The organism is Actinoplanes couchii (assembly GCF_016862075.1).
GTDB lineage: Bacteria > Actinomycetota > Actinomycetes > Mycobacteriales > Micromonosporaceae > Actinoplanes > Actinoplanes couchii.
In genome coordinates this window covers 1-14,157 of record NZ_BOMG01000147.1, presented here as the reverse complement: position 1 = coordinate 14,157, position 14,157 = coordinate 1, and the positions used below count along the sequence as shown (strand labels likewise).

Genomic DNA, 14,157 nt, shown 5'->3' with positions numbered 1-14,157 from the left:
AAAGACTCGCCAACCATGAGGTTCGCGTTCTACGGACGAGTGTCAACCGAAGACCAACAAGACCCGCAGGCATCCAAAGCGTGGCAGCTATCCCGCGCCCGCAGCCTGATCGAACCGACCGGCGGTGAGATCGTCGCCGAGTTCTTCGACATTGGGCTCTCCCGCGCCCTGCCGTGGAAACGGCGACCGGAAGCGACCCGGCTACTCGACGCGATCAAGAGCGCGGGGCGCGACTTCGAGGCCGTCGTTATCGGTGAGCCGCAGCGCGCGTTCTACGGCAGCCAATTCGGCATGACCTTCCCGGTCTTCGTGCACTACGGCGTTAGCCTCTGGGTACCGGAGATCGGCGGAGCCATCGATCCGGGCTCCGACGCCCATGATCTCGTCATGGCGCTCTACGGCGGCATGAGCAAAGGCGAACGCAACCGCATCAAAATCCGCGTCCACTCCGCTATGAAGGCACAGACTGAACTCGAAGGCCGCTACCTCGGCGGACGCCCGCCCTACGGCTACCGCCTCACCGACGCCGGCCCACACCCCAACCCCGGCAAAGCCGCCGAAGGCAAGCGTCTCCACCAACTCGACCCCGACCCGGTCACCGCGCCGGTGGTAAAGCGGATCTTCGCCGAGTACACGACCGGACGCGGCATGACCTCGATCGCACGCGGTCTCACCCAGGACGGCATCCCGTGTCCGTCGGCCTACGACCGGGCGCGCAACCCGCATCGCAACACTCAGGTCTGGGAGACCACCGCCGTTCGGGCTATCTTGCAGAACCCCCGCTACACCGGCCACCAGGTCTGGAACCGGGCACGCACCGACGAGGTCCTGATCGACGTGGACGACGTCGCACTCGGCCACGAAAGCCGCCACCGGTGGAACGACCCCAGCAAGTGGATCTGGTCGCGCACCCAGTCACACGAGCCGCTGATCAGCACCGATCTCTACGAACAGGCGCAGCGAACGATCAAGAAGCGTGGCACCACCGGCACCGCCGGTAAAGCGCCCCGCCACACCGGCCACCCCTACCTGTTCCGGGGCTTGATCACCTGCGGCATCTGCGACCGAAAGATGGTCGGCAACCCCAACCACGGACGCCTCTACTACCGCTGCACCGCCAGCCGCGACTACGTCCGCCAGCACCAGATCAGCCATCCGCCCGCCCTCTACCTCCGTGAGGACCAGATCACCACACCCATCGACCTGTTCCTCCGCCAGGAACTGACCGGAACGGCACTGACCGACAACATCCAGCGTGTGGCCGAAGCGCAGTACCGCGACGCGCTCGCCGCCCACGACACCGCCGGAGAAGTCGAGAAGTTACGGCAGACCATCGCTGACGCGGACGCCAAGATCAGCCGCTACCGCGCAACCCTCGACGCCGGCGGTGACCCCGCACTGATTGCCGACTGGATCAGCGAGACCACCACGATCAAGAAGACGGCGCAGGCGCGGCTGGGCCTCACCGAGGCGCCGCCCCAACGGATGACCACCGACCAGATCGACAGCATTGCCGAAGCGTTCAACGATCTGTTCCGGCTGCTACGCGACGCCGACCCGCGAGACAAGGCCGAGCTCTACAGCCGTATCGGCCTGCGGATGACCTACCGCCCTGGCCCAGAAACACTGATCGCCGAGGTTTGCACCTCGGCGAGTTCCCGTGTCTTTGATTGGTGTCCGAGGGGGGACTTGAACCCCCACGTCCGATAAAGGACACTAGCACCTCAAGCTAGCGCGTCTGCCATTCCGCCACCCGGACCTGCATGCTGGATCGACCGGTCCTCTGCCCTGGCGTTCTGCCTGGGTTTTGGTTGGCCGGTCGGCCGCACAGACAGAACCATACAGGGCTCGGCCCGCAGCTCGAAATCGGGGTGGGTGGGCGGGGTCATGGGGTTCGGGTGTGGCGCTGGGGCGGGTTACCCGGCAGCATGGCGTGCGTGTCTCAGCCGTCCCCTCTCACTCCTGTGCTCGGCCGCGCTCGTTCGATGATCGCCTCGGGGCAGCTGGAGGGTGCCCAGGTTCTCCTCGAGCGGGCCGTCGAAGTGGGGCGGGAGAAGCTCGGTGAGGACGAACCCGACGTTCTCAGCGCTCAGCGGGAGCTTGCCGGGGTCCATCTGCTCATCGACGATCCGATGGCCGCCCGGCGGATTCTCGAGGACGCCTACGCGGCGGGGCAGTGGCGGCTCGGTGACGGTGATCCGCTCATGCTGCACATATCCCACGATCTGGGTGTTGTCGCTCAGGAGCTCGGAAACAAGCACGAAGCACGCAAAGCCTTCACCCGCGTGCTCGCGAACGGGCCCGCGGTGCTCGGCGACGATCACGAGTTCATCGCCGCGGCGCGTGGTTACCTCGGGGACGAGCAGCCCTCCGGCGCTTCTCCGCGACCGATTCTGCCCACCACGGCCCCCACCGCGGACCACGCGCCCACACCGCCGATCGCCCCGGCCCCGGCGCCTGCTCCGCCGGTCGCTCCGACCCCGATGCCGGCCCCGCCGGTTGCTCCTGCCCCACCGGTCGCCCCCGCGCCGCCGGTTGCTCCGGCTCCCGCGCCGACCCCACCGGCCGTCCAGGCGCCCACGCCGCCGGTGGTCCAAGTCCCCGCTCCGCCGGTGGTCCAGGTCCCCGCACCCGCGCCAACACCGCCGGTCGTCCAGGTCCCGGCGCCCACGCCGCCGGTCGTCCGGGAAACGCCGTCGCAGGAGTTTCAAAAGCAGGAGACTCAAAACCCGGACCCGGTTGCCGGTACGTCTACCGAACAACCCCCCGCTCCGCCGATCACCCGTCCGGTGGACACCCCGAAGCCGGACCAGGCGACTGCCCCCAGCCCATGGTCCAGCCAAGGACAGGCGCAGGTCGGCTACCCCGGCTACCCGGACACACAGCATCAGCAGCAGAGTGCACCCCCGCCCCAGCAGGGTGTCTACCGCAGTGGCCACAGCCGCCGCGACGACCCGCAGGAGCAGCAGGCCACATACGGTCAGACGGCTCACCCGGGCGTATGGCAGCAGCAGTCGCCCACCCCGGCCCCGGCCTGGCAGACCCAGCAACAGCCCGACCCGGCCTGGCAGACCCAACAGCAGCCCGACCCGGCTTGGCAGGCCCAGCAGCACCCGGTGCCACCCCAGCCGCAGTTCGGGCCGTTCCCGCCGGTTCCGCAGCAGCCCACGCCGGCCCTGCCCACCCCGTACCAGAAAGAGAAATCCGGCGGCCGTGCCGTCGCCATCGGTCTGACCGCCGTCGCGACCCTGATCTCCGCCCTGGCGGTGGCCGCCCTGGTCGTGGTGCTCGCGGACCGGTCGCAGAACACGGCCGATGTCGAGCCGACCGGTCCGGTGCTGGCGGGGGAACCGCCGGCCAACGTCAAGATCGACGATCAGGGCACGATCGTGTACGTCACGTGGAGCGACCCGACGGACGGCCACAACGGATTCATCATCACGATGAACCGGGACGGACAGCAGATGCGGCCGGTACGACAGGAGCGCCCGGGGATCACGAACAGCTACGTGACCGGGCTCAATCCCGACCTGCAGTACTGCTTCGCCGTGGTCGCCGTCTACTCGGCGAACGAACTCGCCAGCTCGAAGCAGGTCTGCACAGAGCGTAAATAGGTTATCCACAGGCTCCGACGGCCGGGTATCGACGGGAACCGCGTTTTCCCTATGATGGCCTGCGTCCTGGAGGCTCACCACGGGGAGGACAGCCACTGTGACCAGCACTGATGGCACCAAGAGAATGGGTCTGCGCAGACCCAGCAAGGGCCAACTGGTCACGATGGCGACGGTCCTGGTCCTGGTCGCCGGGCTCGGCATCACGGTGCGTGGTCTCGGTTCCGCCGATCAGGCGCTGGCGAGTTTCGACGCCGCCTCCTGGATGTGGAGCAAGGGCAAGGCCGAGCTGGCCCGGATCAACGGCACGTCGGCCCGGGTGGACACCCGTGCCGACCTCGGGCAGGCCACCCGCGGGCACCAGATGCAGGTGAGTCAGAGCGACCGGTTCGTGATCCTGCGTGACGTCAACACCGGTGCGATCGCGTCGATGGACCTGACCGATCTCCAGGCGTACTGGAATGCCGAGTCCCAGGCCGGCCTCGGCGTGACGGTGGCGCTGCACGAGAAGTCGGCGTTCATCATCGACGCGGTGCAGGGCAGCGTGCAGCAGATCGATCCGGCCAGCCTGGGCCCGGTCGGTGAGCCGCTGCACTTCCCGCCGGGGATCGCCGGTGGCGTGTTCGACGGGGCGGGCCTGCTGTGGATCGCCGCGCCGACCGAGGGCACGGTGACCGCGATCAAGCCGGGCGAGGGTGACGGCGTGTCGGCCACGGTGCTCCGCACCGATTCGGTGTCGGCGCCCAGTCACGACCTCGCGGTCAGTGGTCTGGACGAGGGCGTCGCAATCCTGGACCGCACGACGAATGCACTGGTCAAGGTCACCGAGACGGGCGCCGGCACACCGGTGACGCTGCCGCTGACCGGGCCGGGTGACCTGCCGCCGCGCACCGAGGGCGACGTCATCGCGGTGACCGTCGCGGACGACCGGCGGGTCTACACGATCGGTTCGGGCGGCATCAAGGAGATGCTGGTCCCGGAGGGTGAGGGCGGCGAGCTGCGGATCGCGGTGCCCTACAAGGGCTACGTCTACGTGCCGGCGGACAACGGCACCGTGCACGTCTTCGACCAGGCGGGTGAGAAGCAGGAGTCGTTCGGCATCCAGCGGCCGGGTGGTGACCTGGAGCTGGACGTCCGGGAGAACCACCTGTTCGTCAACGCGCCCGGCTCGTCGACCGCCCGGGTGGTCAACGACCAGCACACGGTGCGGATCGTCGACAAGTACGACGATCAGGTTCTCGGTGGCGACCCGCCCAAGGTGGACGCGCCGCCGGAGAAGCCGAAGGAGGAGAAGCCGAAGAAGCCGGTGGTCAGCAAGCCGGGCGCGCCCCGCAGTGTGCGCGCCGCCGCCGGCAACGCCGAGGTCCGGGTGACCTGGCAGGCAGCGAACCCGAACGGCGCCGCGATCACGCGCTACGTGGTGACCGGCGCGGACAAGACCTTCCCGGTCGGCGCCGACCAGCGGTCGCTGCTGGTGACGGGGCTGACCAACGGTGAGACGTACCGGTTCGAGGTGCACGCGGTCAACCGCAAGGGTGACGGCCCGGGCAAGCAGAGCAACGCCGTGATCCCGACGTCGGAGGTGCCGGACCCGCCGGCCACGCCGCCGGTGGCGGAGGCGAAACCGGACGGCACGGTCGCGGTGACCTGGCCGGAGGCGAACGGCCAGGGGCGCAAGATCCAGCGGTACGCGGTGACGGCGGTGACCGAGGGCGGCAGCGCGCCGATCGGCGAGTCGGCCGGCACCACGCTGGCGATCCCGGCGGGTCAGCTGGAGTTCGGCAAGCAGTACGCGTTCACCGTGGTCGCGATCAACGAGCTCGGCGCCGGGTCGAAGGCGTCCGGGGTCAGCAACACGGTGGTGCCGTTCGCGGCCCCGGCCAAACCGGACGCCGTCGAGGCGGCCACCGTCGCCGACCAGGCCGGCGCGGTGCGCGTGACCTGGACGGCGCCGGCCGACAACGGGCGCCCGATCACGAAGTACGTGGTGACGGCCGGCGGCAAGGAGACCGAGGTCACCGAGACCTCCGCCACCTTGACCGACCTCGGCACGGGTGCGACCGTGCAGGTCGAGGTCGCGGCGGTGAACGAGGCCGGAGCAGGGGAAACGGCCTCTGCGACGGCCCGGACGGTGGCCGCGCCGACGGTCACGGTGACCGGGGTGGATCCGACGTTCAACACGGCGAAGGTGGCGTTCAGCGTGAACGGTGGCGGGGGCACGACCACGTGCACGCTCACCGTCTCGGGCGGTGGCAAGGGCTCGAACGGCAGCTGCACCTCGCTGAGCGCGAGCGGGCTCAGCCCGAGTACCAGCTACACGTTCACGGTCACCGCGAAGAACGCGGCGGGCAGCGCGAACAAGGCGTCCACCAAGAGCACCGACGCGCTGTACGGCACGGCCACCTGCATCAACGGCTCCACCGGCGACCAGAGGACGTACTGCGACAAGGACGTCGACGGGCGTAACGGCAACGAGATCTTCAAGGGCACCACGCAGACCGACGCGCAGCAGGCCGGCTGGGTGAAGAACGGGACGCGGCTGCAGACGTACTGCAAGAAGAAGGGCGAAGAGGTCTACGCCTTCGTCTACAACAAGGACAAGAGAAGCACGTGGTGGATCCAGGTGAACTACGAGGGCAAGACGTACATCCCGTGGGCGTGGCTGAACCTCGACGGCGGGGACGACCTGGACAACCTGCCGACATGCTGACCCCCGCACACGTCCAGGGGTTCGCCGACGTCGCCGGGCAGCTCGCCAACCGGATCGGCACCGTCGTCCTCGGCAAGCCCGAGGTGGTCCGGCTGACCCTGACCGCGATGTTCGCCCAGGGGCACGTCCTGCTGGAGGACGTGCCCGGGGTCGGCAAGACCACCCTCGCGCGGGCGCTGGCCGCGTCGATCCACGGGCAGTGGCGGCGCATCCAGTTCACCCCCGACCTGCTGCCCTCGGACGTGTCCGGGGTGACCGTCTTCAACCAGTCCAACGGTGGTTTCGAGTTCCACCCCGGCCCGGTCTTCGCCAACCTGGTGATCGCCGACGAGATCAACCGGGCGTCGCCGAAAACCCAGTCGTCGCTGCTCGAGGTTATGGAGGAGCGGCGGGTCACCATCGACGGCGTGCCGCACCCGGTGCCACAGCCGTTCCTGGTGGTCGCCACCCAGAACCCGGTCGAGATGGACGGCACCTACCGGCTGCCGGAGGCGCAGCTGGACCGGTTCCTGGTGAAACTGTCGGTCGGTTACCCGTCCGAGGACGTCGAGATCGAGGTGCTCCGCGGCGCGGCGATGCGGTCCCCGGACAGCCTGGAGCCGGTCACCGACACCACCATGATCGGCGAGATGACCCGGATGGTCGCGGCGGTGCACATCGCCGACCCGCTCTACACGTACGCCGTGCGTCTCGCCGCCGCCACCCGCAACCACCCGCAGGTGCGGGTCGGCGTCAGCCCCCGTGGCGTGATCGCGCTGACCCGGGCGGCCGCGGCGTACGCGCTGATCAACGGCCGTGGCTACGTGCTGCCGGAGGACTTCAAGGACCTGATCGAGCCGGTGTTCGCGCACCGTGTCCTGCTGTCCGCCGACGCGCAGCTGCGCGGGGTGTCCGCCACCGACGTCCTCGCCGACGCGCTGCGCTCGGTTCCGGTCCCGCTGGCCGGCCAGCAGCAGCAAGTCCCGGTCTGATCCGTTGTCCCGTACCGGAGGTCAGCGCAGTGGCGTCACCGCGCGCGGCATCGGGCTGATCCTGGCCACGATCGTGCTGCTCGGCGCCGGATTCCGGTACGGCTACCCGGATCTGGCCCTGCTCGGCGCCGCCGCCGGGGTCGCCGTGACGGCGGCGCTGGTGTTCGCGTTCTGGCGGCCCAGCCTCGGTGTCACCCGCGTCGCCGACCCCGACCGGGTGGCCCGCGGCGAGCCCGCCGACGTGACCCTGACGATCAGCAACACCAGCCGGGTCCGCGCGGCCACCCTCGTCGCCACCGACCGGTGCGGCGCCACCACCGTCGACGTGCCCCTGCTGCGGCTGCGGGCCGGCCACGACACCGTGGAGACCTACCCGGTGCCGACCCATCGGCGCGGCCTGGTGCCGATCGGGCCACTGCACGTCACCCGCCGTGACCCGCTCGGGCTGATCACCCTGGCCCGGGGGTACGGCGAGACCACCGTCGTGCGGGTCTACCCCCGGGTGCATCCGCTGCGTGCGACCCCGGCCGGGCTCACCCGCAGCCTGGACGGCAGCGTCGACAAGGTGCCCCAAGGCTCGATCACGTTCGACACCCTGCGTGAGTACGTGCCGGGTGACGAGATCCGCCGCATCCACTGGCGCAGCAGTGCCAAGGTCGGTGAACTGATGGTCCGCGAGCAGCTCGACACCGCCGAACCGACGATCGTGATGCTCCTCGACGACCGGGCCGCCGCCCATCGGGGCGACAGTTTCGAGGACGCCTGTGAGGCCGCCGCGTCGATCGTCGTCGCCGCCGCCCGCGAGGACCTGCCGATCAGCCTGCACCTGGTCACCGGCGGCATCAGCGGCCCGCACCTGGACGTGCTCACCGAGGCGACCCTCGGCGACGGCGATCTCGAGGCCACCCTGCGGCGGCTGCGGGCCCAGCGGCTCGGGGACACGTTGATCTTCCTGACCGGACCGGGTGGCCGGGCCGACCTGGGGGCCGTCAGTGGGCTCCGGACGGCGTACCCGGTGGCGCTGGCCGGAATCCTCGGCGACCGCGACTCGTCGCCGGCCGCGGCCACCGACCGCCTGCTGGTGATCGAAGCGGTCGACGGCGCCGAGTTCGCCGCGGCCTGGGACGGGATGCGCGGGTGGTGACCGGATGCGTTTGATGGGGATGCTGCGCCGGGCTGTCGTGCCGTTGTCGCTGGTCGGGATGCTGACTCTGGTCGGGGCCTCACTGGGCCGGATCTACGCCGACGACCTGCTGTTCTACCTGGCCGCGGGCGCTGCCGCCGGTTCGGTCGGTGTCGGTGTCGCGGCCCGGCGGCTGCCGTCGTGGGCGGTGGCCCCGCTGTCGAGTGTGCTGCTCGCCGGCTATCTCGCGCTGGCGATGCACCTGGCGGCCGGCGCGACCGGGCTCACCGTCGCGGTCGCCCGGGACGCCCTGACCAACGGCATCCCCCGCCTGCTCACCGCCATGATCCCGGTCGAGGTCACCCCGGACACCGTGATCATCGCGGTCGCGGCCGTCTGGATCGCCGGGCTGGCCGCCACCGAGGTCGCCGTCCGCAGCGGCCGGGTCCTGCTCGGCTGTGTGCCGCCGGTGGCCGCCTACGCGGGCGCGCTCTACGTCGTCGGTCCCAACGCCGAGGCGGGGACCGCGCACACCCTGATGTTCGCCGGGCTCATCGTCGCCGCACTGGCCACGGCCTCCGGTGCGCCGGGCTCCCGACACGCGGCGGTACGGGTACGCGCGCTCGGCGGCGCCCTCGCCGGACTGGTCGTGGTGCTGGGGTTGATCGCGGCCGCCGGCCCATGGGTCGGCGACCGGGTGAGCGCCACACCCGTCGACCCCCGGCAGTACGTCCAGCCACCCCGGGTCGACAGCCTCGACGAGAGTCCGCTCAACCGGATCTCCGGGTGGGCGCTCTACCCGAACCAGCCGCTGCTGGAGTTCCGTCCGGGCGACCCGGCGAACCCCACCCCGCTGCCGGTCCCGTCGGACACCGAGAGTGCCGCCACCACGAAGCCGAGCACGGCCACGTCGTCCCGCCGGACCACGACCCGGCGGAGCAGCGCCCCGGCCGGAGGGCAGGGTGGGGGCGTGCCGCTCCGGGCGCCCGCTCCCACGTCGGCGCCCGCGGCGGCCGACGGCGACGATACGGCGGCGACGGCTCAGCGGAGTGTGCGGATCCGGCTCGCGGTGCTGTCCGATTACGACGGGGTCACCTGGCGGGTCGGCGGGGTCTACCGGAACGCCGGACGGGTGCTGCCCGCACAGGACGTCCCGGCCGGCAGCCAGGTCACCGAGACGCAACACCAGATCACCATCACCGGGCTGACCGGGCGGCTGCTCCCGGCGATGCCCACGCCGACCCGGATCACCGGGGCCCGGGTCGCCTACGACGCCGCCACCGGCACCCTGATCCGGCCGGAAGGGCTCAGCGCCGGACTCCGCTACACGGCGGTCTCCGAGGTGCAGAAGCCCGATCTCAACCTGCTGCCGGTGGCCGACGTGCCGTCCGGGGACGCGTTCATCCGCTACCTGGCCACCGGTGACGGGGCGCCGGAGAGCATGGACAAACTCGCCGAGCAGCTCGCCGAGGGCAACGGCGCGCCGTACGACCGGGCGGTCGCGATCGAGGACTTCCTGGCCGAGCACTACCGGCACGAGGCCGACGCGCCGAGCGGGCACGCGTACCCGAACCTGGGGCACTTCCTGTTCGGGCGTCCGGAGCTGGGCGGGCAGAAGGGGACGTCGGAGCAGTTCGCCGCGGCGTACGCGGTGCTCGCCCGGATGGTCGGACTGCCCAGCCGGGTGGTGGTCGGGTTCGTCGCGCCCGCCGCCGGTGGAGCGGTCACCGGGGGTGATGCGCTGGCGTGGCCGGAGGTGTACTTCGACCAGGTCGGCTGGGTGGCCTTCGACCCGCTGCCGAAGAGCGACGACGTGCGGCCGGTCGAGGAGGACTTCACCCCGCCGACCCCGTCGCCGCCGCCATCCGCTTCGGACACTCCGACGCCGGCCGACACCGGTTCGTCCGCCCCGCCCGCTGACATCGCGGCGCCCGCCCCGAAGTCCGGGGTGTCGCCGGTGCTGGTCGCCTCGGGCACGTCCGGCGGAGTGTTGCTGCTGCTCGCGGCCGTTGCCGGGACGATGGTCGCGCTTCGCGGCGCGCAACGCAGACGGCGGCTGACCACCGGGGATCCGGGGCAGCGGATCGCGGGCGCCTGGCTGGAGTTCACGGATGCGCTGCGCCTGGCCGGCCGTCCGGTCCCCGAGCACCTGTCGGCGACCGAGGCGGCCCGGCACGCGGCCGTCGTGCCACGCCCGGTCCAGCGCACCGGGCTGCTGCGCCGCGCCGTCCCACCCACGGCGGAGGAGATCGCGGCCGACGCCGCGACGAAGAAGGCCGCGACGGCTCCACTGATCCCGGTGGAAAGATCGGGCGCCGGTGTCGGGGGACCAGCGGGGGCGCCCGGTGCCGGAGCCGCCGGAAACGCGGGATCGACCGGAAACGCCGAGCCGGCGGCTGATGCGGGACCGGCCGGTGCCGCTGATGCGAGACCAGCGTTGCCGTCGCTGGATGCGCTGGTCGAGGCGGTCAACACGACCGGGTTCGCGCCGGCCGCGGCTGATGCGGACCAGGCCCAGCGGGCCGGTGATCAGGTGGTCGCCTACGCCGACGCGTTGCGCGAGCGCCGCTCCTGGTGGCGGCGGCTGTGGTGGAGCGTCCGACCAGACCCGTTGTGGTGGAACCGCGGGAGCGACGACAAACGATGAGCGTGCGGCCAGGCCGTTGTGAACCGTAAGGGCGTGAACAAGCGCGAGCGGTGAACGTACGGCCGGATGGTGGTGTCGAAGAGTTGATCTTGGGGGTATCGTTCCTGCCCCTATGAGAAAGCTCTTCATCGTCCTCGCGGTGCTGGTCACGGCGGGATGTTCGCAGGTGGAAGTGGCGTCCGCGCCCTGGGTTGCCGACGAGTCGGTCAGTGAGCGGGATCTGCTCAACGATGCCCTGCGGATCGCCTTCGACCGGCAGGATGGGGTGACGCAGAGTTATGCCCTCGTGCCGGCCACCCGGCCGCCGGGGCTGGTGCGGATGATGCCGAACGGCAGTCACGGGGATGGTGGCTCGTTCGTGACGAACTACCTGTTCGGGCGGCAGGAGCTCAACGCCCTGGTGGAACTCGCGCCGCGGGAGACCGATACCTGCGAACTGATCAAGGACGGTCAGTCGGCCGCGGGCACGTTGTGTGTTCGTGATGACGAGGTGTCCGCGAACGCGACCGGGTTCACGCACGTCACTGTCTACTTCACCGGGGACGGGGACGTCATGCCGCGGGCCGGTGCGGCGGAGACCGACGAGGCCGCCGAATTCTGGGCGCGAACCGAGATGGTGCCGATCGACGAGGCCCGCTGGTTCACCGATCTCCTGGAGCGAGGAACCGCCGCCGCCGCCGCCGCGGAAGCCTGACCAGGGGATAAAAGCCGGGAGAGGCACAGTCGGGGGCCGGGGAGGGCGTGCGCCATGCACGCCGGACCTTAAGAAGTCCTTAAGTCTGGGTGATCGAGGAAACCCCTTTCCCGCAAGATCCGTGCTTCTGGGCAGAAACCCGTCCCGGCTACCGAAAGGCACGTGATGGCTAACTCCCGGCGAAACAGAGGCCGTGTGATCGGGGCGGCGGTGGTCGCTCTCGGCCTCGGCGCCGCTGTCGTCTTCACGAACTTCGCGTCGGCCGCGGTGCCCGAGGCCACCGGCGAACAGGTGGTCACCGAGTCGATCCAGGTCGATGGGGTGTTCGACGGCGAGAACAAGCGGTTCATCGGCGGTGGTGAACTCGGCGACGGCGGTCAGGCCGAGGGCCAGGACGCGCTGTTCGAACTCGCCGACGGGGCCACGTTGCAGAACGTGATCCTGGGCAGCCCGGCCGCCGACGGTGTGCACTGTGCCGGCAGCTGCACGATCAACAACGTGCACTGGGAGGACGTCGGCGAGGACGCCGCCACCTTCCGGGGCGCCGGCGCCACCGTGGTGATCACCGGTGGCAGTGCGGCGAGCGCCTCCGACAAGGTGTTCCAGGACAACCGGGGCGCCGGCGGTTCGGTGACGATCCGTGACTTCGAGGTTTCGAACTTCGGCAAGCTCTACCGGTCGTGCGGCAACTGCTCCACGCAGGCCGCGCGCACCGTCACCATCGAGAACATCATCGCCACCGCGCCGGGAGGCACCCTCGCCGGCGTCAACACCAACCTCGGCGACAAGGTGACCCTGGACGGCATCACGATCGTCGGCGACGACATCAGCCTCTGTGACCGCTTCGAGGGCAACGACACCGGCGACGAGCCGACCAAGATCGGTTCCGGCCCGGACGGCACGAGCTGCGTCGCCAGCAACGTGACCGGTCCGTAAGACCTCGTCAGGGTGGCCGGCCCCCCAGTCGCTTCCCGGCCACCCTGACGAGCGGACCACCCGTTCAAGAAGCAGACGACGTGTCCTCGGTCTCGGGCGCCACATCGATCCATTGCCGATCCGGTTCGGCCCCAGCGCCTGAGCGGCCCGATCCACTACTGTGGGCGGATGGCGACGGTCAGGCAGGTCCAGATCACCTTCGACTGCCAGGACCCGGAACGTGTCGGCCGCTTCTGGTGCGAAGTGCTCGGATACCAGCCCCCGAAGAGCGATCCGGACGGCTGGTTCGCCGCCTCCGACCCCACCGGTGTGGGTCCGCGGTTGTTCTTCCAGAAGGTCCCCGAGGACAAGATCGTTAAAAACCGGGTCCATCTGGACGTACGGGTGGGTACCGGCCTGGTCGGCGCCGAACGACTGGCCGCCCTGGAGACCGAGGGCGCCCGCCTGGAGGCGCTCGGCGCGAAGCGGCTGTGGCTGCAGACCGCCGACGAGGAGAACGAGTCCTGCCTGACGATGGCCGACGTCGAGGGCAACGAGTTCTGCCTGGACTGAACCCACCAGACCGGCCAGGCGCTGAGCCCCGGCAGGTCGCGCAGTTCCCGGCGGGCGGTGATGCCCAGCTTGCGGAAGATGCTCCGCAGGTGGGCGTCGACGGTCCGCGGGCTCAGGAACAGCCGCCCGGCCACTTCGTTGGAGGTCGTCCCGGTCGCCACCAGCCGGGCGATCGTCAGTTCCGGCATGCTCAGCCGGTCGACGGATCCGGCACTCGCGCAGAGCCTCGGTCGCCGCCACCCGGTCCCCGGCACCGCATCGCCTTCGACTATCTGATGGGCCGCAACGCCCTCGGCCAGTCCTACATCACCTGTTACGGCACCAACAACGCCAAGAACCAGCACAGCCGCTGGTACGCCAAGTCCTTGGACTCCACCCTCCCGAACCCACCAGCCGGCTCAGTCGCGGGCGGCCCGAACAGCAGTCTCCAGGACCCGGTTGAACGGTTGCGCCCCACAACTCTGCTACCTCGACAACATCGAGGCCTGGTCGGTGAACGAGATAACCATCAACTGGAAATCAGCCTTGGTCTGGGTCGCCGCTTTCGCAGCCGACACAGCCACCAAATGCTGACCCCCCACCCACCAGCCGTGCACATCCCACCCAGGGGTGTGCACGGCTTCTCCAACGCCTGGAACAGCTCACCGGTTCAGGTGATTTCGAAAGTTCGCAGCCCATGGCATGCGTCCGGTCAGTGGAAGAATTCGATCTTCTCGATGGCTACCGTGCTTGTCATGGCACGAAAAAGCGGTCGTAAACGGCGTGGCACCGCCCAGGAACGGGCGGCGGTCGCGGCGAGGTATCAGGAGTCGGTGGAACGATTCCAGCACACGGCGTACTGGAATCTGCGGTCGACCATCGCCGCCCTCTGTGTCGCCTTCGGCGTTCTCGCGGTATTCGCCATCTACACGGG

10 protein-coding genes, 1 tRNA gene and 1 pseudogene are annotated in these 14,157 nt (G+C 70.1%); 10 read left to right on the top strand and 2 right to left on the bottom strand.

The genetic code is table 11. The annotated features are described in order from the left end of the window. The coding region (locus Aco03nite_RS51345; RefSeq protein WP_307837698.1) for a recombinase family protein at window positions 1-1,710 on the top strand (1,710 nt) is incomplete at its 5' end. Here the strand turns inward: Aco03nite_RS51345 and Aco03nite_RS51340 are convergent. Then, a tRNA-Leu gene (locus Aco03nite_RS51340) sits at window positions 1,672-1,759 on the bottom strand. The two genes, Aco03nite_RS51345 and Aco03nite_RS51340, sit on opposite strands and share 39 nt — an antisense overlap. 226 nt (window positions 1,760-1,985) lie before the next feature. Here Aco03nite_RS51340 and Aco03nite_RS51335 point away from each other — a divergent pair. The 8 genes from Aco03nite_RS51335 (at window position 1,986) to Aco03nite_RS51300 (ending at window position 13,244) form a co-directional block, all read left to right on the top strand. Then, window positions 1,986-3,614 carry a fibronectin type III domain-containing protein gene (locus tag Aco03nite_RS51335; protein ID WP_203810369.1) on the top strand — a complete coding sequence of 543 codons (1,629 nt, stop codon included), beginning with the start codon at window positions 1,986-1,988 and terminating at the stop codon, window positions 3,612-3,614. Window positions 3,615-3,738: 124 nt separating this feature from the next. Further along, complete coding sequence (locus Aco03nite_RS51330; RefSeq protein WP_239146139.1) at window positions 3,739-6,321, top strand: fibronectin type III domain-containing protein; 2,583 nt, start codon at window positions 3,739-3,741, stop codon at window positions 6,319-6,321. Further along, complete coding sequence (locus tag Aco03nite_RS51325; protein ID WP_203810367.1) at window positions 6,315-7,292, top strand: AAA family ATPase; 978 nt, start codon at window positions 6,315-6,317, stop codon at window positions 7,290-7,292. Before Aco03nite_RS51330 ends, Aco03nite_RS51325 begins: the two co-directional genes overlap by 7 nt. A gap of 4 nt (window positions 7,293-7,296) precedes the next feature. Continuing rightward, entirely contained in the window at window positions 7,297-8,436 is a 1,140-nt protein-coding gene (locus Aco03nite_RS51320) for a DUF58 domain-containing protein (RefSeq protein WP_239146138.1), read from the top strand. A 4-nt stretch (window positions 8,437-8,440) separates the two neighbouring features. Further along, a complete protein-coding gene (locus Aco03nite_RS51315) occupies window positions 8,441-11,062 on the top strand; it encodes a transglutaminase TgpA family protein (RefSeq protein ID WP_203810365.1) in 2,622 nt (873 codons plus the stop codon). A 112-nt stretch (window positions 11,063-11,174) separates the two neighbouring features. After that, on the top strand, window positions 11,175-11,756 hold the full coding sequence (locus Aco03nite_RS51310) for a hypothetical protein (protein ID WP_203810364.1): 582 nt from the start codon (window positions 11,175-11,177) through the stop codon (window positions 11,754-11,756). A 195-nt stretch (window positions 11,757-11,951) separates the two neighbouring features. Then, a complete protein-coding gene (locus tag Aco03nite_RS51305) occupies window positions 11,952-12,692 on the top strand; it encodes a pectate lyase (RefSeq protein ID WP_239146137.1) in 741 nt (246 codons plus the stop codon). A 168-nt stretch (window positions 12,693-12,860) separates the two neighbouring features. Beyond that, window positions 12,861-13,244, top strand: a complete 384-nt coding sequence (locus tag Aco03nite_RS51300) for a VOC family protein (RefSeq protein ID WP_203810360.1) — start codon at window positions 12,861-12,863, stop codon at window positions 13,242-13,244. Between the two features lie 101 nt (window positions 13,245-13,345). Here the strand turns inward: Aco03nite_RS51300 and Aco03nite_RS53915 are convergent. Beyond that, window positions 13,346-13,432, bottom strand: a pseudogene (locus Aco03nite_RS53915) (LuxR C-terminal-related transcriptional regulator); the annotation flags it as partial. Window positions 13,433-13,519: 87 nt separating this feature from the next. On the opposite strand from Aco03nite_RS53915, the gene Aco03nite_RS54990 reads away from it, so the two are divergent. Further along, the coding region (locus Aco03nite_RS54990; RefSeq protein ID WP_373872708.1) for a glycoside hydrolase family 9 protein at window positions 13,520-14,157 on the top strand (638 nt) is incomplete at its 3' end.

Bases quoted from the DNA above. Each gene is read 5' to 3' on its own strand.
- Aco03nite_RS51315 (WP_203810365.1), top strand. From the start codon at position 8,441: ATGCGTTTGATGGGGATGCTGCGCCGGGCTGTCGTGCCGTTGTCGCTG.
- Aco03nite_RS51325 (WP_203810367.1), top strand. From the start codon at position 6,315: ATGCTGACCCCCGCACACGTCCAGGGGTTCGCCGACGTCGCCGGGCAG.
- Aco03nite_RS51310 (WP_203810364.1), top strand. From the start codon at position 11,175: ATGAGAAAGCTCTTCATCGTCCTCGCGGTGCTGGTCACGGCGGGATGT.
- Aco03nite_RS51300 (WP_203810360.1), top strand. From the start codon at position 12,861: ATGGCGACGGTCAGGCAGGTCCAGATCACCTTCGACTGCCAGGACCCG.
- Aco03nite_RS51330 (WP_239146139.1), top strand. From the start codon at position 3,739: ATGGGTCTGCGCAGACCCAGCAAGGGCCAACTGGTCACGATGGCGACG.
- Aco03nite_RS51335 (WP_203810369.1), top strand. From the start codon at position 1,986: ATGATCGCCTCGGGGCAGCTGGAGGGTGCCCAGGTTCTCCTCGAGCGG.